Raw genomic sequence first — 20387 nt, 5'->3', positions numbered from 1 at the left:
GTTTTTATCCGTGATGAATCTTTAAGCAAAATCTTTATTATAAAAAGCACCTTTGTTTTCTTTCATTGCCAAAGAATGCTTAATAATAAGGTAAGAAACATTCACCAGATTTCTTAATTCTGATAATTCTGGCGAAATTACTGAATAATTATACAATTCTGTAACCGCTTCGTAGATTTCTCTTTGTTTTTTTTGAGCCAGTTGTAATCTTTCGTTGCTTCTTACGATGCTTACCAAATCACTCATCATTTCTTGAAGTTGTTTTCTGAGATAAGTGATGAGCACTTTTTCTTCCATTACTTTCATGCCTTCTTCATTCCATTCTGGCACGTTTTCGAGGTCGAAGTAATTAAATTCGTCTTTGTGAAGCAATTCTACAGATTTCATCGCAGCATTATGACCATAAACCAAACCTTCCAAAAGTGAATTAGAAGCGAGACGATTCGCACCGTGCAATCCAGAGTTGGTACATTCTCCTACTGCAAAAAGATTTTTGATAGAAGATTGTCCGTCTTTATCTACCACGATTCCGCCCATTAAATAATGACTTGCAGGAACCACAGGAATCAATTGTTTAAATGGGTCAATTCCTTCATCCATGCATTTTTGATAAATATTAGGGAAATGTTCTATAAATTTTTCTTTATCCATTTCTCTACAATCGAGGCCTACATATTCATCACCAGAAATTTTCATTTCGTTGTCAATGGCTCTTGCTACAATATCTCGCGAAGCTAATTCTTCTCGCTCATCATATTTATGCATGAATTTTTCGCCATTTTTGGTTCTGAGTTTTGCGCCGTCACCACGAACTGCTTCCGAAATTAGGAAGAGCATTCCGTCATGTTTAGAATACATTGCGGTAGGGTGAAACTGAATGTATTGCATGTTAGAAACTTTACCGCGAGCTCTGTGAACAAAAGCAATTCCGTCTCCAGTTGCAATTTTTGGATTCGTGGTGTTTTTATAAACGTGACCAGCTCCTCCAGTTGCTACCATGGTTACTTTTGCGGTAATTTTCTTATTTTTCTTATTTTTTTGGTCTAGAACATAAGCTCCATAACAGTTCAAATTATCTTTGTCAAAAGTTTTATTCGGAATGTGGTGCTGTGTGATTAAATCAATAACGTAATGATAATCAAGAATTTCTATATTCGGAGATTTGTTGCAATATTCTAAAAGCGCACGTTCTATTTCCGCTCCAGTAATATCTTTATGGTGAACAATTCTAAATTCGGTGTGACCGCCTTCTCTTCCGAGTTTAAACTCGCCATCTTCTTTTTTGTCAAAATTTACGCCCCATTCTACAATTTCTTTGAAACGGTCTGGTCCTTCTTTGATAACCATTTCTACCACTTCTCTATTGTTTTCGTAATCTCCAGCGCGCATCGTGTCATCTATATGTTTCTGGAAATTATCTGTGTCTAAATCCATTACTACTGCTAAACCACCTTGAGCATATTTGGTGTTGGTTTCGTCTTCTTCCGCTTTGGTGACGATGGTGATTTTAGCATCTGGTAATTTTTCAGAAATTTTAATGGCGTAAGAAAGTCCCGAAATTCCTGAGCCAATTACCAATACATCTGTTTTTATCATTTTAAAAATTGAGATTTGAAATTAAAAAGTCTGTAAAACTACATTTCAAAAGTAAGGATTTTGAAAAGAATAGGCATAATTCTACTAGAGAAATTAACTATAATCTTTATTCCGATTTAAAACAATCCGCCCTCTTTTTGATTTTCAAAGAAGGTGTCAATTTTTAAATTTGATGATTGAGAAGCTTTTACAGCGAGTTGATCGCAGATTTCATTTTCAGGATGACCAGCATGACCTTTTATCCAATGAAATTCTATTTTATGTTTCCTAAAAAGCGGAATAAATCTTTGCCACAAATCAGGATTTTTTACATTTTTAAAGCCTTTTTTTATCCATCCAAAAATCCAATTTTGGTTAATGGCATCGGCTACATATTTAGAATCAGTGAAAACATGAACGTTTTCTTCGGGATTTTTTAACTTTTCAAGTGCTTCAATCACCGCCAAAAGTTCCATTCTGTTATTGGTGGTCAAACGGAAACCTTCGGAAAACGTTTTTTGGTATTTTTTTTCAGGAACACGCATGAGAATTCCATAGCCACCTTTTCCAGGATTGCCACTACAAGCGCCGTCTGTGTAAATTTCGATTTTCATGTAAGTAAATTCGTGAAACTGAAAATTCGTAAAATCGTGAGCAAAAATATACTTTTACAATTTTACGAATCTTCGATTTTACATTTTTTAGAACGGCATTTCAGCATCATCGTCATCGTCATTCATGGCAGAACCAGAAATATTTCCGTTATCTGGTAAGCCAAATGCTGCACCTGGATCTATGGAAACACGCAATTTATCAAAACCGCTTGGTTCATCCTGTTGCGCAAAACCAGAAGAATGATAGCTTCCGAAAACGTCTAAATCTGAGAATTTGGCTAAGCTTCCGTGGAAACTTAATCTTACATCTGCAATAGAACCGTTTCTGTGCTTCGCAATGATAAGTTCTGCTTGGTTCGCAGAAGGAGTTTCGTCTTCCCAAGTGTCAATTTTATAATATTCTGGTCTGTAGATGAAAGAAACGATATCTGCATCTTGCTCAATTGCTCCAGATTCTCTCAAATCCGAAAGTTGAGGTCTCTTATTTGGACGGGTTTCTACGGTTCTGGATAACTGAGAAAGTGCAATAACAGGAACGTTTAATTCTTTTGCAATCGCCTTTAATGAACGAGAAATGGTTGCAATTTCTTGCTCTCTGTTTCCGCCGCCTTTTCCTCCGGAATTTGCGGTCATCAACTGTAAATAATCCACCATGATGATTCTTACGCCATGTTGCATTACCAATCTTCTGCATTTTGCACGGAAATCAAATACTGAAAGAGCAGGTGTTTCGTCTATATAAAGCGGTGCGTTTTCGAGAGCGGCTACGTTTGAGAATAGTCTTTGCCATTCTTCTTCAGACATTTGTCCTTTTCTTAATTTTTCAGAAGAAATTCCCGTTTCAGAGGCAATCATCCTTGTAATGAGCTGTACAGATGCCATCTCCAGAGAGAATAGCGCCATCGGAATATTGTGTTCTACAGTGATGTTTCTCGCCATAGAAAGTAGAAATGCGGTTTTTCCCATTGCAGGACGTGCCGCGATGATGATTAAGTCAGAACTTTGCCATCCTCCTGTTTCTTTGTCTACATCTCTAAATCCTGATGGAATACCAGAAAGTCCTTCTTTGTCTTTTAAAGACTTAATTTTATCAATGGCTTCTTTTACCAAGGAATTGGCGGTGTCAAAACCTTTTTTGATGGTTCCATTGGTAATTTCAAAAAAAGATTGTTCGGCTTTGTCTAGCAATTCAAAAACGTCTGTAGATTCTTTGTAAGAACTGTCAATTACATTCGCAGAAACATTAATCAAGCTTCTGAGAATGAATTTTTCTAGAATTACACGAACATGATATTCTATGTGAGCGCTCGAAGAAACGCCCATAGTAAGGTCGATAATGTAATGGTCACCTCCGGCAAAACCTAGTTTTTCTTCTTTTTTGAGCTCTTGGATTACGGTCATTAAATCTACAGGCTCGTTTTTTTCGTACAATTTTAAGATTGCAGAAAAAATAACTTGATGTCTCGGGTCGTAAAAAACCTCGGGAGTTAATAAATCTATAGAATAATCTAATCCTTTTTTGTCAATCAAAAAAGTTCCAATAACCAATTTCTCGAATTCAACTGCATTAGGCGGCATTTTGCCTGCTGAAATAGAAAGTTCCTTCGCGAAATTACCATGTGTTAAACTTGATAATGTTTCCTTCTGTGCCATTGCACAAAGATAGAATTTTTAAAATTTTTTTGAGGTTAAATCTTCTTTTTGCGGATAATAATCTGCAAATGCTTTGTTAATGGAAGATGAGGCGAAATTCCGAATGTTGATAAGTTTTTGACTTATTGATATTTAAACTTTTTTGAAAATAATTCTAGGCTTTTTTAATATTCCATTTTTCTCAATTTTGGAACAAATTTCCCTACAAAAAGTGCAATAAGAACGGTCATGGTTCCGCCAAAAACGACTGATTTTACCACGCCTAAAAGTTTCGCAGCAACACCGCTTTCAAATTGTCCCATTTCGTTGCTAGACATAATGAAGATAGAATTTGCACTCATGACTCTTCCTCTAATGTGATCTGGAGTTTTCAACTGTACGATGGTTCCTCTTATCACGACTGAAATTCCGTCAAAAATTCCGCTTAACATAAGGAATAAGAAAGACAACCAATAGAGTTTTGACAAGCCGAAACCAATGATGCACAAACCAAATCCAGCTACTACACCAATTAAAATTTTGCCCTGATTTTTTCTTAACGGAATGAAAGAAAGCGTTACAATAATCATCATCGAGCCAATATCTGATGCAGCGTTGAGAATTCCAAAACCATCAGCTCCAACTTTTAAAATATCACTTGCGAAAACAGGAATCATGGCAACTGCACCGCCAAAAAGAACGGCAAACATATCTAAGCATAATGCTCCTAGAATTTCTTTCGTTCTATAAATGTAAGTGATTCCTTCTTTCATAGAAGCCCAAACTTGCAACTCATTTTTGTGGTATTCTGACTGTTGTTTTTTGATTTGAAAGAAAAATAAGGATGCCAATAAAATTAAAAATAAAATGATGACTAAAGTCCATTTTATAGTAATTAAAGCGATGAGAAATCCTCCAATTGCGTGTCCTGAAACAGATGCGGTAAGAAAAGTCGCTTGGTTTAAGGTAATGGCGTTTGCTAATTTTTCTTGTCCTACAATTTTGGGAATCATTACCGGAACAATCGGGCCGATGAAAGCTCTACAAATTCCTGTAAGAAATATAATTCCGTAGATGTAATAAGTGATTTCGTGACCTGTAAAATGAAGATTAGATGCGTAAAATGCAGGAATTAATAACAACGCAATCAGCACAAAATATCCCGAAGTGCACAAGAGAAGCATTCTTTTTTTCTCGTTCATGTCGATAACATGACCAGCGTACAAAGCTGTAGAAACCGCAGGAATAACTTCCGAAAGTCCTATCAAACCTATCGAAAAAGGATCTTTGGTGAGCTGATAAACCCACCATCCTAATAACGTGGCGAGCATTCTAAACGCTAGAATTAGAAAAAATCTTCCGGTAAGTAGGTTTCGGAACTCTTTATTTTTTAGAGTTTTAATGGGCTCAAGAGAAATCATTGAGCAAATATAAAGGAATTAGAAATATTTTTTTAATAGTTAAAGTCTATATTTGTGCTATGAATTGGTTAATACTCATCATCGCAGGATTATTCGAAACGGCATTTGCGTTTTGTTTAGGAAAAGCACAAGAAACCACAGGTAAAGAAAACCTTTATTGGTGGTCTGGTTTTGCAGTTTGCCTTTTTCTTTCTATGTTTCTCATGTACAAAGCTATTGCTGGCGAAAATGGTTTGCCAATCGGAACAGCTTACGCAGTTTGGACAGGAATTGGAGCGGTAGGAAGCGTTTTGATGGGAATCTTTTTCTTTAACGAACCTGCTACTTTCTGGCGCATCTTTTTCGTGTCAACTTTAATTATTTCAATTGTAGGATTGAAGTTTGTGAGTGAGTAGTTAGATTTTTCTTTTTTTAGGATTTTGTCTGTTAGAAAAGAAGGATAAAATTTCTACAGTATTGTTTAATTCTCGGTAATAGATTGAATTGTATTTAAGCAAGATTGCTTTGTGAATTCCTTTTTTGTCAGAAATGGGAAATATTTTAGGATTGATAGAAATTAGCTCTAAAGTTTCTTCTAATTTTATTAAAAGTTTTGAAATTTCTTTATCAGAAAATTCTGTTTGTAAATATTGAATGGTTTTTTCTAATTCAGAGGCTGCGTGTTCTGTCCAAAAAATTTTATAACCACTTTTCATATTTTTTTCTTATTTCAGAATGTGGTTTTAATTTTCCAGAATTGGCATCTTCTAATCCTTTTTCAATAGATTCTTTTTCTTCATCAGAAGTTTCGTCCCACCAATCTTTACTTTCTTTATTTTTGAGTTCTAGAATTTTATCAATCATAGAAACATCGTTCAATGAAGTTAACCATTGAATAAGTGCCAATTTTTTGCTTTCTATGTTAAAATCTAAATTCATATTCACAAAATATTAATCAAAGATAAGAAATTATTTCATCCAAAATCTAGATTTTAAAATTCTTTAAAAACTCACCAATTTTTCTATCATTCGCCAAACGTGGAATTTTGTTTTGTCCGCCCAGTTTTCCTTCAGATTTTGCATATTCTTGGAAGGCGTTTTTCTGCAATTTGGTAATTTTCAAAACTTGCAAAATATTTCCAGCAATTAAATCATCATAATACGTGTTTCTTTTGCGCATTTCCAAATCTAGATTTTGACGAAAATCTTCCAAATTTTCTGGCTCTTTTTCAAATTCTATAAACCATTCATGGTATGGCAATTCTCCATTTTCGGGATTTACTTGTGGCGCTAGATGAAACTCCGTAATCTGTGCTGGGAATTTTTCTACAGTTGCTTTCATCGCTTCTTCCACTTCAAATGCAATTACGTGTTCCCCAAAAGCTGAGGTGAAATGTTTGGTTCTTCCGGAAACTAAAATTCGGTGCGGATTTTTAGAAATAAATCGCACTACATCACCAATAGAATACGCCCAAAGTCCAGAATTTGTTGTCAAAATCAACGCATAATCTTTATTGAGTTCCACATCTTTCAAAGTCAATCTTGGAGCGTCTGGTTTACCATATAATTCCAGCGGAATAAATTCGTAGAAAATTCCGTGATTCGATTGTAGTAAAAGTCCTTCTTTTTCATAATCATCTTGAAAAGCAAAAAAGCCTTCACTTGCAGGAAATGTTTGAATAATATCTACTTTTCCGCCGAGAAGTTCTTCCATTTTTTCACGATAAGGTTCGTAGTTTACACCGCCTGTTACAATGAGTTGAAGATTCGGAAATAATTGTTTTATTTTTTTGCCATTTCTTTCGATGAGCTTTTCAAAATACATAATTAACCAAGGCGGAATTCCCGAAATCAAAGTCATGTTCTCTTTTTCGGTTTCTTCTACAATTTTGTCCACTTTAGTTTCCCAATCTTCTATGCAATTGGTTTCGTAGCTCGGCAATCTGTTTTTTTGCAAATATTTTGGGATGTGATGCGCTACAATTCCCGAAAGTCTGCCTGTTTTTATGTCGTTAATGTCTTCCAGTTCTGGTGAACCTTGCAAGAAAATCATTTTTCCGTTTACAAAATCAGCATTATTTTTTTGAGCAATATAATGGAAAAGCGCAGATTGCGCTGCTTTTACCTGATAGTCCATTCCTTCTTTAGTTAAAGGAATATATTTCGTTCCAGAAGTGGTTCCAGAAGTTTTGGCGAAATATTCTGGTTTTTCTGGCCAAAGAATATTTTTGTCGCCGTGTTTTACTTTTTCTATAAAAGGTTTTAGGTCTTCGTAGTCAGAGATTTTCACATTTTTTTGAAAATCTTCCACAGATTTAATTTCCGAAAAGTTATGCTGAAGTCCGAAAAGTGTTTTTTCGGATTTTTTGACCAAGTCTAATAACAATTTTTCCTGAAGAACTTCGGCGTTATTTTTGAAGTCTTTTGTTTTGGCAACATGGTTTTTCGCCCAAATTTTGGCGATGCTTTTCTTTAAGAAATTTATCATTTGCCAAAGTTAAAAATAAGTTTTGAAAAAACTATCTTTGCACCGTCAAACGATTTCGGAGCAACCCGAAATCGCTTTTGTCGTTTTATTAATTTTTGAAAAACGATGAAAAAAATTACAATTTTACGATATTACAATGCTGAAAAATATTAGTCAAACGCTTATTCCCGAGTTTTTAAGAAAGAATTTTGGAAAAGAACTTTTTGAGAATTTAGACCAAAACCAACATATTTCTGTGAAAGGTTTTGCAGGTTCTGTTCCGTCTATTTTGGTGGCAGAGTTATTTCTTACGCAGAAAAAAGATGTTCTTTTTATCATTGACGATAAAGAATCTTCTAATTATATCACTTCGGAATTAGAGGAAATGATAGGCGAAGAAAACATTTTGTATTTTCCTGAAACGCATTTAGAACCTTATCAAGTTGAGAAAACCCAAAATGCAAACATCGTTTTAAGAACAGAAGTTCTCAATCGTTTGAATTTTGATAAAAAGAAAAAAATTATCGTTGCCACCGCTTCTTCGCTTTCAGAAAAAGTGTTGAAAAAGGAAGATTTCAAAGCGATTTCTCACACGATAAAAGTTGGCGACCAACTGGATTTTGATTTTACGGAAGAATTACTCAATCAATTTAATTTTAATTATACCGATTTCGTTTCTGAACCTGGAGAATTTTCGGTTCGTGGCGGAATTGTAGATGTTTTTTCTTACGCTTACGAAAAACCTTTCAGAATTACTTTTTTCGGAAATGAAGTAGAAAGTATTAAGGAATTTGACATCGAAACTCAACTTTCCACAGGAAAAGTCAATGAGTTTGAATTGGTTTCTAATATGAATTTTGCGGTTTCAGGAAGCAAGGTTTCTCTACTTGATTTATTGCCAAAAGAGAGTTTCATTGTGACTAAAAATGCTTATCTCACCGTAAAAAATCTGAAAGATTTCTACGAAAAAGCAGAGCAAAAATTTGAAACGTTAAGTAAAGAAATTAAGCATCAAAAACCAGAAATTCTTTTCGTTTCTGATGAAGTTTTCCTGCAAAATTTAGAAAAATTTAAAGTCATCGATTTTACGACTCAACAACTTAACGATTTTACGACTTTACAACTCAATCAAACTTCACAACCCACTTTCCACAAAAATTTTGAGCTTCTCGCCGAAGATTTAAAAGAAAAAAAAGAAGAAGGTTATGAAACTTGGATTTCTTTTTCGGGAGAAAAACAAAAGGAAAGATTAGAGAGTATTTTTGAGGAATTGAACCATGATTTACCGTTTAAATCTTTCAAATCTGAGCTTCATGAAGGTTTTGTAGATTACGAACTAAAAGTTTCGGTGTATACAGATCATCAGATTTTTGACCGTTACCAAAGATATAAAGCCAAAAATTCTTTTGCCAAATCTGAGCAGTTAACCCTAAAAGATTTAATGTCTCTAAAAGTTGGGGATTACATTACGCATATTGACCACGGAATTGGTAAATTTATGGGATTGGTGAAAGTTACCAATGACGGAAAAACACAAGAATGTTTCAAATTGACGTATAAAAACAACGATTTGCTCTACGTTTCTATCCATTCACTTCATAAAATTTCAAAATATAACGGACCAGATGGAAGAGAAATCGTTCTCAATAAACTCGGTTCTCCAACTTGGAAAACTTTAAAGCAAAAAACCAAAGCAAAAGTTAAACAAATTGCATTTGACCTCATTAAATTATATGCTCAGAGAAAAACAGCAAAAGGTTTTTCGTTTTCGCCGGATTCTTATTTGCAGAACGAATTAGAGGCGAGTTTCATTTACGAAGATACTCCAGATCAGGAAAAAGCAACGCAAGATGTAAAAAATGACATGGAAAATGATGGCGTAATGGATCGCTTGATTTGTGGAGATGTAGGTTTCGGAAAAACGGAAGTGGCAATTCGTGCGGCTTTCAAAGCGGCAACTGATGGAAAGCAAGTTGCAGTCTTGGTTCCTACCACGATTTTGGCGTTTCAACATTACCGAAGTTTCAAAGAAAGGTTGAAAGATTTTCCTGTCAGTATTTCTTATTTGAACCGTTTCCGTTCTGCCAAACAAAAAAATGAAACCAAAGAAGGACTCAAAAATGGTAAAATTGATATTGTTATCGGAACGCATCAATTGGTGGGAAAAGATATAGAATTCAAAGATTTAGGATTATTGATTATTGACGAGGAACATAAATTCGGCGTAAATGTAAAAGATAAACTCAAAACGCTAAAAGCAAATATTGATACCTTGACTTTAACGGCAACTCCAATTCCGAGAACGCTTCAGTTTTCTTTGATGGCGGCAAGAGATTTATCGGTCATTAAAACGCCACCGCCAAATCGTCAACCAGTTGATACACAGATTATTGGATTTAATGAAGAAATTCTAAGAGATGCGATTTCTTACGAAATTCAAAGAGATGGACAGGTTTATTTCATCAATAATAGAATAGAAAATCTGAAAGATATTGCAGGTTTAATTCAGCGTTTGGTACCTGATGCGAGAGTCATTACAGGTCACGGACAAATGGAAGGAAAAGAATTGGAAGCCAGAATTCTGGATTTTATGGAAGGAAAATATGATGTTTTGGTTTCTACCACGATTGTAGAATCTGGAGTAGACGTTCCGAATGCGAACACGATTTTCATTAATGATGCGCAAAAATTCGGGATGGCAGATTTGCACCAAATGCGCGGTAGAGTTGGACGAAGCAATCGAAAAGCGTTTTGTTATCTGATTACGCCACCGTTTGATATGATGACTTCGGATGCTAGAAAACGTCTCGAAGCGATAGAGCAGTTTTCAGATTTGGGAAGTGGTTTCCAAATTGCGATGAAAGATTTAGAAATCAGAGGAGCTGGAGATTTATTAGGAGCAGAACAAAGTGGTTTTATCAATGAAATGGGCTTTGAAACCTATCAAAAATTGATGCAAGAAGCATTGGAAGAATTGCAAAACGAAGATGATTTCCAAGATTTATTTGAGAATGAAGAAGACCGTAAAAAATTATTCAAATCTCAGAAAGAAGTCAATATTGACACTGATTTTGAGTTGATGTTGCCAGATTCTTACGTGAATTCTACGGAAGAAAGACTGTCTTTATATCAAAAATTGGCAGAAATCCTTACTAAAGAAGAATTGCAGAAATTTGAAAATGAATTGGTTGATAGGTTTGGAAACTTGCCAAAAGAAGCCGTTAATTTATTGAAATCTGTAGAACTGAAATGGCTCGCAGCGGAAATAGGTTTTGATAAAATCGTCATGAAAAACGGAATTTTCCTCGGGTATTTTCCAGATAATCCGCAAGATAAATTCTACCAAAGTGAAAAATTCAGAAATATTATCGCTTATTTAAGTCAAAATCCTAAAGAAGCTCAACTGAAAGAAAAATCTGGTAAAGAAGGCAATCAATTGATGATGAGAAAAGACTGCGTGAAAAATGTAGATGAGGTGAATGTTTTGTTAAACAATATTTTGGGATAGTTTTTGTATTTTTAATAAAAATTCCAATAATGAAAAAATTTGTACAACTGTTCGCCGTTGTTTTTTCTGTTAACGTTTTTGCTTGTGTATGTGGAAATTGGGGAAAACAATTTGACTCTTATTCTTCGACTGAATTAGTTGCAGATGTTACGATTACTAGAGTTTATCCTGTTTTAAAAGGAAAATACTCAGATAAATATTTTAAGATAGATTTAAAATACAACGAATTATATAAAGGAACTCCCATAAAAACAATGTATGTTTATGGAGCGCTTCATATTAATAATAAGATTTATGGCTCTTGGACAAGTTGTAGTATGGGTGCAAAAGTAGGAGAAAGGCTAATTATTTTTGAGAGTAAGGACAAAGAAGGAAACTATGTTTTACATTATTGTGATCATAAAATATACAGTAATCATAAAAATTTTGCAGAGAGTAAATCACTTTTAAAATTAATAAAAGAAAAACAAATTGAAACCAATATTAAATACCATTATGTTAATTTTGGATTTGATAAAAATACCGGCAAAGATAATTTTGAAATTATAAAAGGATTGAATGCTAAAAATAAATTTGCAGCATTTGAAATTACATTAGATACAGATGGAACCTTCAAAAACGTTGAGCCAATTCAAAATTTTGGGAGTGATAAAGATGATTTGATTCTAGAAATTATTAAAAAATCTAAGATTTATGTAACGCCCAATTCGCAAATTGTTGATGGCGAAAAATTTACGTTGTTTATGTTTTATTATCCTAAAGAAAAACATAATTTAAGTTTTATATCACAAAATTTTTTGTAATAGGTTTATCTTTGCAAAATCAAATTTTAAATAGAAAAAGTGAAATACTTAATTGTAGGTTTAGGAAACAAAGGTGAAGAATACGCAGAAACGCGTCATAATATTGGTTTTAAAGTTGCTGAGAAAATTGCAGAAACTTTGGAAGCACCTTTTAAATCTGCCAATTTCGGCTGGGTTTCAGAAGGGAAATACAAAGGAAGAAAAGTTTTTGTGCTAAAACCAGATACATATATGAATCTTTCGGGAAATGCAGTAAGATTTTGGATGCAAAAAGAAAATATTCCGTTAGAAAATGTATTGGTAATTACCGATGATTTGGCACTTCCTTTTGGCACTTTAAGAATGAGAAAAAAAGGTTCTGATGCTGGACATAACGGTTTGAAAAATATTCAAGAAGTTTTACAAACACAAAATTTCGCAAGATTGCGTTTCGGGATTTCTGCAGATTTTTCCGAAGGGAAACAAGTAGATTACGTTCTCGGAAAATGGAACGAAGAAGAGCAAAAAACGTTGCAAGATAGGATAGAGTTATTTACAATAGCCAGTTTGTCTTTTGTTTTCGCAGGAGTTAATAATACGATGAATACTTTTAATGGGAAGTAGATTTTTGTAAAATCGTTGATTTGTAAAGTCGTAAAGTTGTTTTTTAATTTAACAGTTTTACGATTTTGCAACTTCACAACTTCACAACTTCACAACTTTACATTTTCATAATTTCTTCCTAAAAATACAATACTCTTTATATAGGTTAAAACCTTCCAATTTCTCAATTTCGCCACGCATTTTCAGGTTGTCTTTCATAATGAGATGAGAATCTACCGTTTTGAATCCTAATTTCAATGCAGAACCGAAAAGCAAGGTTGCTAAAACCGCATCCAGACCTTTGTTTTGATAATTGGGATGAATCGCGCCCAACAAAAGTTGAAGCCTTTTTGAAGTTTTCATTGCCCATAAAATTCTTGCCCAACCAAAAGGTAAAATTCTACCACGTGAATTTTTTATCGCTTCGCTTAAATCTGCCATTGCAATCACAAAAGCCAATAATTCGCCTTTTTCATCGGTAATCATTTTGATGAGTTTCGGGTTGAGAAGCGGTAAGAAACGTTCGGCAAATTCCGTCATTTCGTCTTCGGTGAGTTTGGTGAAACCGTAAATTTCGGTGTAGGTTTTGTTGATGAGGTCAAAAACAGGTTTTATATAAGGTTTTACCGCTTTTGTTGAGGTAAATTCTACCGTTTTTATCTTTAAATTTTTAGAAACTCTTTCGTTGAAATTTTTATATCTGTTCAAAATTTGAGTAGTAATCGGAACGTCATATTGGACTAAATCTACAAAATTTTCGTAATGATTTTCCTTGATGAAATCTACCATAAACGGAAAACTGTGATTGGTAACCAGCATTGCTTTTTCTTCGAAACCTTTGGTAAGAAAACCTTGAGGTTCTTTGTCTGAAAAAGCCATTGGTCCGATGATTTCTGTGCAGTTTTTAGATTTTGCCCAAGTTTCCACCGCAGTAATTAAAGCATTGAAAACTTTTTTATTTTCAAAACATTCAAAAAAAGAAAATCTGGCATCATTTTTCCCGTGAAATTTATTGTAATCGGTAGGAATTACGCCCATAATTCTGCCAACAGCTTTTCCGTTTTCGTATGCAAGGAAAAGTGTCGCTTCATTATGCTTAAAGAGTGAATTTTTGTCTTTGTCAAAGAATTTTTCATCATCCATATACAAAGGATGAAGCCAATTTTTATGGTTTTTATGAATTTTTTCGGGAAGATAAATAAACGTTTTTAAGTCTTCTCTGGTCTTAACTTCTTTAATTGAAACGGACATCCAATTTATGGTTTAAAAATTTGTAAAACTTAAAGGTAAGAAAAAATACAATCGGCGCAGAAATAAATCCAGCAACTACATCTACAAAATAATGTGCCTTAATGTAAACCGTAGAAAACATCAATAAAACAACAAATGGAATGAAATATTTTACTGATTTTCTAAAATTTTGATAAAGCCAAAAAATAACAATCCAAGAAATTCCTACGTGTGAACTTGGGAAAGCAGCAGTGGGAACTTCGCCGTTTTTTTGAATGAGTTTGACCATATTCCCGAAAATTCCTTTGGCTTCAATCGTGTTTTCTGGAAACGGAAAATAAAACTGAGGACCTTCTGCTGGAATTAATATAAAAGTGAAATAATACAGTAAAAATGAAGCGATTAAAATGAAGCTAAATTCTTCTATTTTCTGTGGAATTTTGAGATAAATTATCAAAAAAGTAGCCAATGGTAATAGGTAATATGAAAAATATCCGAAGTAAAATAATTCGCTGAAATACCAAGAATCAAAAGTTTCAGAAAATCTTACTGAGGGCTGAAAACCGAATATTTTTTGGTCTAAATGAGATAGAAAACCATCAATTTTTGGGAAAATTAAAGTATTTAAAATCGCAGTTTCTTTGTATAGAAAAGTCATCAAAGCGTAAATCGTAATTCCTTCGGTTAAGTAAAAAATTTTGGAAGAAATTTTATTTTTCAAAAAGAGAAATGCTAAAAAAATAATTAAAAATAAAACCCGAACTCCAAAAAAATTGAGGTCTAGAAAAAGGCTTGGTTGTGTAAAAAGTACTACCAATTCTATTCCGCAGAAATAGAAAAGAATGGGCAACCAAATTATAGATATGTTTTTCAAGAGGGTGAAAATTTCATCAAAAGTACAAAAAAAGCCCCTAATTAAGGGGCTATAGCGAGAAAGTGTTAATTAAAAATCAAAGTTATATGAAGAAATTCTCGCTTGTGTTATATGTTAGTCGCAAAAACTAGAGCCATGTTACAACTCCAGTTTCCACATCGTAATTTGCACCTACAATTTTTATCTTTCCTTCTTTCTCTAAATTTCTTAAAGTAGAACTTTGGTGACGAATATCTTCGATGGTTTTTTTGATATTGCAAAGCGTTAATCTATCTAATAAATCATCATTTTTAGAAGAACGTTCTTCTCCTTCTTTGATGATTTCGTGGATGCAAGATTCGAAATGATAGATAAGGTGATTAAGATTATCCATTCCAAGTCCTTCAATTTGAGGAGCATCTAATCCACCTTTTAAAGCGCCACATTTGGTATGTCCTAAAACCACTACCAATTTAGAACCTGCTACATTACAAGCAAATTCCATAGAGCCTAAAATATCTTGATTAGCAAAATTTCCTGCAATTCTGATGCTGAAAATATCTCCCAAACCTTGGTCGAAAATAAGTTCCGCAGAAGTTCTACTGTCGATACAACTGAGTACCGTTGCAAAAGGCCATTGTCCTTCTCTGGTATCGTTTACTTGCTCTAATAGGTTTCTGTTTACTTTAAGATTGTTTACAAATCTTTGGTTTCCTTCTTGTAAAAAAAGAAGTGCTTTTTCTGGGGTAATCGTAGATTGAGTTTCTGAAGTATGTGCTTTCATAATTTTTTCTTTTAATTTTTTTAAAAACCTTTTCGGAACACTGAAATTTGGCTCCGAAAAGGACACAATGTTAATTTAATAGGTATGAAGTTATGATATTTTTTTAAATTACTCTTCTGTGTGAGATGGTAATATGTGAATGTTGGTCGTTTTCATATTCTTTGTAAGAAGTTTTAAATCCTTCTAAAACCACTTCTATATCTTCTTCTCTGGCTCTTACGTTAGCAAAATCCGAGATTAAGTCTATAATATCATCAGAGACATAAGAAGTTTTCTTAGCATTAATAATCACTCTAGAGTTGGGTTTAATATTTTTAAGCGTTTTTTTGATGGCTGCTTTGTTTAAGAATGAAACTTCTTCTGCCAAATCTATGGTGATTTCATCAGCGCTTTCTAGATCTTCTCTGCTCAAATAATATGCGCGTTTCATGTTTCCAAGTAGCAAGAAAAGAATACTGATGGCTAAACCAATTCCTACTCCTTTTAATAAATCTAATGCTACCACTGCAATAATTGTTGCAATAAAAGGGATGAACTGATATTTTCCTTTGCTCCAGAAATGGCTAAGTTTTGCAGGACTTGCTAATTTATAACCTACCATTAATAAAACTGCTGCTAAAGTCGCCAAAGGAATTTTGTTCAATAAAAATGGAATAGATAAAACAGATACTAACAATAAAAAACCATGAACAATAGCCGAAATTTTACTTGTTGCACCAGCATTAGCATTTGCAGAAGTTCTTACTACCACCGAAGTCATAGGTAAACCTCCAATAAATGAAGAAACTAAGTTGCCAATACCTTGTGCTTTTAATTCTAAGTTAGTATCTGTTATTCTTTTATGTACATCCATTCTATCTGCAGCTTCTATACATAATAATGTTTCTATGGAAGCTACTACTGCTATTGTTGCACCAATAATCCAAACTTGCGGATTCAGGAATCCTGAGAAATCTGGAAAAGTGACTAAGTTTTTAAAATCTTCTACCGATTGTGGAACCGGAAGTGTTACCAAATGTTCATTAGAAATTTCTAGGGCGCTTCCTCTGAAAACTTCATTGAATAAAATCCCAACAATTACCGCTACTAAAGCTCCCGGTAAAAGTTTTATTTTTTTGAGGAAATTTACTTTTTCCCAAGTAATAAGAATAGCTAAGGAAATAATCGTCACTAAAACCGCTCCTGGCGTAACAGCATTTGCTAATCCAGATAAATATTCAGATAGATTAAAGCCATCAAAAATCTGAAGGTTTCCTTCAAAATCTTTGTCGTAACCTAAAGCGTGAGGAATTTGTTTTAAAATAATAATGACTCCAATTCCGGCTAACATTCCTTCGATAACGTTATTGGGGAAATAGTTAGAAATACTTCCTGCTCTTAGAAAACCAAGTGCCAATTGTATAAAACCTGCAATTAAACCTGCAGTTAAAAATAGTTCGAAGCTTCCTAAGTCGGTTATGGCTCCTAAAACGATGGCTGCTAAACCTGCAGCTGGTCCAGAAACGGAAATTGGAGAGTTGCTGATAAATCCTATCACTAGTCCGCCTACAATTCCTGCTAAAATCCCAGAAAGTGGTGGAGCACCAGATGCTAATGCAATACCTAAACAGAGTGGTAATGCTACGAGAAATACTACAATTCCCGAAGGAATATTTTCTTTTATTCCGCCGAATAAAGTGTTTGTTTTTTTCATTGTATGAATATCGATATGAGTTTACAATCAATTACTTAGATGTGAGTAATCAATTCTAATGTTTGAAAATTTAATTTGTTAAAAAGCGTCAAGGAACAGCCCATTTTTTTGAAAAAAGGGCATAATTTTCCTATGAAATTTTAGAAATTAAACTTCTGGTGGCGGAGAAAATATCGATTTGAAAGGACTTAGATGAATAGAATCGTCCTTAAGGATGTGTGCGTTAGATGTATTATCTGAAAAGAAAACTCCCATAAAATCTTTGAAATTATAAGGTTTTGGGGGAAACTTTTCGTTATAATTGGCGAGATTATTCTTAACCTCTTCTTCTGAAATATTATTATTGAGCGTAGGAATTTCCCAATCAAATATCACAGCGATACTTGGTAAAGCTGTAAAATTGATGAAAACTGCCAGAACAAAAATGCTCAAATACTTCATATAGTAAACTTTCTTAGAAGTTTTTATTATTTTTTCTGCTCATCACCCAATCAGAATTGGTTAGGTCATAAACTTTTTGAATATTTTTCAATATTTCTTCGAAATCTATATTTAAGTCAATTAACTTCCCTGTTTTTAGGTCGAAAACCCAACCGTGAACTATAGGATAATGGTCTAAAATATATCTTTCTTGAACCGAAGCCATTTTAATAACGTTGATGCATTGTTCTTGAACATTCAGTTCAATCAATCTATCATAGCGCAATTGCTCTTCTTTTATTGAATCTAGTTCTTCTTGGTGCAATCTGTAAACATCTCTGATGGTTCTGAGCCAAGGATTCATTAATCCAAAATCTTGAGGCGTCATTGCTGCTTTTACACCACCGCAACCATAATGGCCACACACAATAATGTGTTTTACCTTTAAATGTTGTACTGCATATTGAATTACAGCAGTAGAACTCATGTCTAGGGTGTTCACTAAATTGGCAATATTTCTATGCACAAAAACTTCGCCGGGTTTCATGCCCATTAATTCTTCTGCGGTTGCACGACTGTCGCTGCAACCTATGTAAAGATATTCTGGACTTTGACCTTCTGCTAATTTTTTAAAAAAATCAGCATCTTGACCTAGTTTTTCTTCAACCCATTTTCTATTATTTTCGAAAATAGTTTCGTAGCTTTTACCCATAATTTTTCATTTACAAATGTAGAATAAAAAATTTCTAAATACATCTAAATTCCGATAGATAGCATCAATTTTTATTCCAAAATAAGGACTTTAAGACTTTTTAACACTTTTAATGTTAAAAAATTTTGAGTAATCTCCAAGTTTACTATTGGAGATTTATCGGGGCAAAGTTAATGATTTTTTGAGTTCTTGTGGAAATTCTTAATGTTTTGAAAACCAACAATCTTTGTAAAATTGAAAATTATTATGTATATTTGCCACGGATTAACGGAAAAGAAATGAGAAGGCTTCGAAAGAAAGCCTTTTTTCGTAGCGTAACCTCAAATGTGATTATGGATTTTAGAGCAAAAGTAGAACAACTCGTTCATGAGTTTTTAGAAACTAGAAAAGACCTGTATCTCGTTGATTTAAAGATTTCTGCAGGAGATGATATTACGGTAATTTTAGATGGCGATGAAGGGTTGAGTCTTCAGGATTGTCTTGATGCAAGTAGAGCAGTAGAATTTAATCTTGACAGAGAAGAGCATGATTTTTCTTTGCAAGTCATGAGTCCTGGATTAAGTGAGCCGTTGAAACTTTCTCGTCAGTTTAAGAAAAACATGGGCAGAGAAATAGAAGTTCTTCTGAATTCTGATGAGAAAATACAAGGTGAAGTAGTAGCGGTAGATGAAGATAAAGTAACCATTGTGTTAAGATACAGAAGACCTAAATTAATAGGGAAGGGGAAAGAAGATGTAGTAGAGAACAAAGAAATTCCTTATACTGAAATAAAAAAGGCTCTTGTAGTCATTAAATTTTAGTCTTTTTAGGGCTAAAATGGTTTAAATAACATTAAAATTAATATAAAAAAATTAAAATGGACAATTTAGCGTTGATTGAATCCTTTGGTGATTTTAAAGACGAAAAAGGGATTAGTAAGATTGATTTAATGGCCATCATTGAAGATTCATTGAAAACTCTTTTGAGAAAAAGATATGATTCTGATGACCATTTTGACGTAATTGTAAACCCTGATAAAGGAGATTTTCAGATATTTCTAAATAAAACAATTGTGGAAGATGAAATGTCAGAAGATGATGATTTAGAAATAGAAATTTCAGAAGCGAAAAAAATAGACCCTACTTTCGAAGTAGGTGAAGAATATACTCAAGAAATTCCTGTAGCACAACTAGGAAGAAGAAATATTTTAACCCTTAAACAAATTCTAGCAACTAAATTGCAAGAGCATAACAATGCAATGCTTTATGAGCAGTTTAAAGATAGAATTGGAGAATTGGCCATCGGTGAAGTGCATCATATTCGTCACAAACATGTAATTTTGCTAGATGACGAAGGAAATGAATACATTTTACCAAAAGAAAACCAAATTCCTTCTGACTTTTTCAGAAAAGGAGATAATGTAAGAGCGATAATCGAAACGGTAGATTTCAAAGGTTCTAAGCCTCAAATTATCGTTTCTAGAACTGCTCCTAAATTCTTAGAAAAGTTATTAGAACTTGAGATTCCAGAAATTCAAGATGGTACTATTATTTTGAAAAAAGTAGTGAGAATTCCTGGTGAAAAAGCGAAAATCGCGGTAGATGCTTATGATGATAGAATAGACCCAGTTGGAGCTTGTGTTGGGGTAAAAGGTTCTAGAATTCATGGTGTAGTAAGAGAATTGAAAAATGAAAATATAGACGTTATTCAATGGTCTAGAAATTCAGAAATTCTTGTGAAGAGAGCACTTGGTAATGTAACGATTAATAAAGTAGAAATCAATGAAGATGAAAACTACGCATTAGTTTATACGCCAGTAGAAGAAATTTCTAAAGTAATCGGAAAACAAGGTCAAAACATTAGATTGGCATCTTGGTTATCTGGTTTTGAAATAGATGTTTACAGAGAAAAACAAGCAGATGATGATGTAGAATTAACAGAATTCGATGATGAAATCGAAGCTTGGATTATTGCTGAGTTTAAGAAAGTAGGTTTAGAAACTGCGAAAAGTGTATTAGATAAAGATACAGAAGCGCTAGTAAACATGACAGACTTAGAGGAAGAAACGATAGAAGAAGTAAAAAGAATTCTAAAAGCAGAATTCGAAGATTAATATCTTTAATTTTATAACAAAA

General features: G+C 33.5%; 19 protein-coding genes. 6 read left to right on the top strand and 13 right to left on the bottom strand.

The window, feature by feature from the left end; genetic code table 11:
* Positions 1–21: 21 nt before the first annotated feature.
* From nadB to KKQ79_RS10320, 4 genes are all read right to left on the bottom strand, one after another.
* A complete protein-coding gene (gene nadB, locus KKQ79_RS10335) occupies positions 22–1596 on the bottom strand; it encodes an L-aspartate oxidase (RefSeq protein WP_213190069.1) in 1575 nt (524 codons plus the stop codon).
* A 116-nt stretch (positions 1597–1712) separates the two neighbouring features.
* Positions 1713–2189, bottom strand: coding sequence for a ribonuclease HI (gene rnhA / locus KKQ79_RS10330; RefSeq protein WP_104793173.1), 477 nt, complete (start codon positions 2187–2189; stop codon positions 1713–1715).
* An 87-nt stretch (positions 2190–2276) separates the two neighbouring features.
* Positions 2277–3842, bottom strand: coding sequence for a replicative DNA helicase (dnaB, locus tag KKQ79_RS10325; protein ID WP_213190068.1), 1566 nt, complete (start codon positions 3840–3842; stop codon positions 2277–2279).
* Positions 3843–4006: 164 nt separating this feature from the next.
* On the bottom strand, positions 4007–5242 hold the full coding sequence (locus tag KKQ79_RS10320) for an MFS transporter (RefSeq protein ID WP_213190067.1): 1236 nt from the start codon (positions 5240–5242) through the stop codon (positions 4007–4009).
* Between the two features lie 59 nt (positions 5243–5301).
* On the opposite strand from KKQ79_RS10320, the gene KKQ79_RS10315 reads away from it, so the two are divergent.
* Positions 5302–5637: a DMT family transporter gene (locus KKQ79_RS10315; RefSeq protein WP_104793176.1), complete on the top strand. Its 336-nt coding sequence runs from the start codon at positions 5302–5304 to the stop codon at positions 5635–5637.
* Here the strand turns inward: KKQ79_RS10315 and KKQ79_RS10310 are convergent, their stop codons facing one another.
* From KKQ79_RS10310 to KKQ79_RS10300, 3 genes are read right to left on the bottom strand one after another with little or no spacing between them, the layout of a single operon-like run.
* Positions 5638–5937: a type II toxin-antitoxin system RelE/ParE family toxin gene (locus KKQ79_RS10310; protein WP_213190066.1), complete on the bottom strand. Its 300-nt coding sequence runs from the start codon at positions 5935–5937 to the stop codon at positions 5638–5640. It lies immediately after the preceding gene.
* On the bottom strand, positions 5921–6160 hold the full coding sequence (locus tag KKQ79_RS10305; RefSeq protein WP_069800101.1) for a hypothetical protein: 240 nt from the start codon (positions 6158–6160) through the stop codon (positions 5921–5923). Before KKQ79_RS10305 ends, KKQ79_RS10310 begins: the two co-directional genes overlap by 17 nt.
* A gap of 46 nt (positions 6161–6206) precedes the next feature.
* A complete protein-coding gene (locus KKQ79_RS10300) occupies positions 6207–7709 on the bottom strand; it encodes a GH3 auxin-responsive promoter family protein (protein ID WP_213190065.1) in 1503 nt (500 codons plus the stop codon).
* Between the two features lie 136 nt (positions 7710–7845).
* On the opposite strand from KKQ79_RS10300, the gene mfd reads away from it, so the two are divergent.
* From mfd to pth, 3 genes are read left to right on the top strand one after another with little or no spacing between them, the layout of a single operon-like run.
* The gene (gene mfd / locus KKQ79_RS10295) at positions 7846–11196 is read left to right on the top strand and encodes a transcription-repair coupling factor (RefSeq protein WP_213190064.1); all 3351 of its coding nucleotides are present in this window, start codon (positions 7846–7848) and stop codon (positions 11194–11196) included.
* Between the two features lie 29 nt (positions 11197–11225).
* The gene (locus KKQ79_RS10290; protein WP_213190063.1) at positions 11226–11999 is read left to right on the top strand and encodes a hypothetical protein; all 774 of its coding nucleotides are present in this window, start codon (positions 11226–11228) and stop codon (positions 11997–11999) included.
* Positions 12000–12038: 39 nt separating this feature from the next.
* A complete protein-coding gene (gene pth / locus KKQ79_RS10285) occupies positions 12039–12602 on the top strand; it encodes an aminoacyl-tRNA hydrolase (protein ID WP_213190062.1) in 564 nt (187 codons plus the stop codon).
* A gap of 105 nt (positions 12603–12707) precedes the next feature.
* On the opposite strand, the gene KKQ79_RS10280 is transcribed toward pth, so the two are convergent.
* From KKQ79_RS10280 to KKQ79_RS10255, 6 genes are all read right to left on the bottom strand, one after another.
* Positions 12708–13832 carry a hypothetical protein gene (locus tag KKQ79_RS10280; RefSeq protein WP_213190061.1) on the bottom strand — a complete coding sequence of 375 codons (1125 nt, stop codon included), beginning with the start codon at positions 13830–13832 and terminating at the stop codon, positions 12708–12710.
* Positions 13816–14532, bottom strand: a complete 717-nt coding sequence (locus tag KKQ79_RS10275; protein WP_213190060.1) for a phosphatase PAP2 family protein — start codon at positions 14530–14532, stop codon at positions 13816–13818. The genes KKQ79_RS10280 and KKQ79_RS10275 overlap by 17 nt, the downstream gene beginning before the upstream one ends.
* Before the next feature lie 280 nt (positions 14533–14812).
* Complete coding sequence (locus KKQ79_RS10270) at positions 14813–15448, bottom strand: carbonic anhydrase (protein WP_213190059.1); 636 nt, start codon at positions 15446–15448, stop codon at positions 14813–14815.
* 103 nt (positions 15449–15551) lie between these two features.
* Entirely contained in the window at positions 15552–17141 is a 1590-nt protein-coding gene (locus tag KKQ79_RS10265; protein WP_213190058.1) for a SulP family inorganic anion transporter, read from the bottom strand.
* Between the two features lie 147 nt (positions 17142–17288).
* Positions 17289–17582, bottom strand: a complete 294-nt coding sequence (locus tag KKQ79_RS10260) for a hypothetical protein (protein WP_213190057.1) — start codon at positions 17580–17582, stop codon at positions 17289–17291.
* A 13-nt stretch (positions 17583–17595) separates the two neighbouring features.
* A complete protein-coding gene (locus tag KKQ79_RS10255; protein ID WP_213190056.1) occupies positions 17596–18273 on the bottom strand; it encodes a carbonic anhydrase in 678 nt (225 codons plus the stop codon).
* Between the two features lie 332 nt (positions 18274–18605).
* Here KKQ79_RS10255 and rimP point away from each other — a divergent pair, with 332 nt between their 5' ends.
* Positions 18606–19073, top strand: coding sequence for a ribosome assembly cofactor RimP (gene rimP, locus KKQ79_RS10250; RefSeq protein WP_213190725.1), 468 nt, complete (start codon positions 18606–18608; stop codon positions 19071–19073).
* A gap of 56 nt (positions 19074–19129) precedes the next feature.
* A complete protein-coding gene (gene nusA, locus KKQ79_RS10245; protein WP_213190055.1) occupies positions 19130–20365 on the top strand; it encodes a transcription termination factor NusA in 1236 nt (411 codons plus the stop codon).
* The last annotated feature ends 22 nt before the right edge of the window (positions 20366–20387 follow it).

Origin of the sequence: Cloacibacterium caeni (genome assembly GCF_907163125.1) — a bacterium.
GTDB lineage: Bacteria > Bacteroidota > Bacteroidia > Flavobacteriales > Weeksellaceae > Cloacibacterium > Cloacibacterium caeni_B.
Note: the sequence above shows the minus strand (reverse complement) of the source record. Positions and strands in the feature narration are given on the sequence as shown.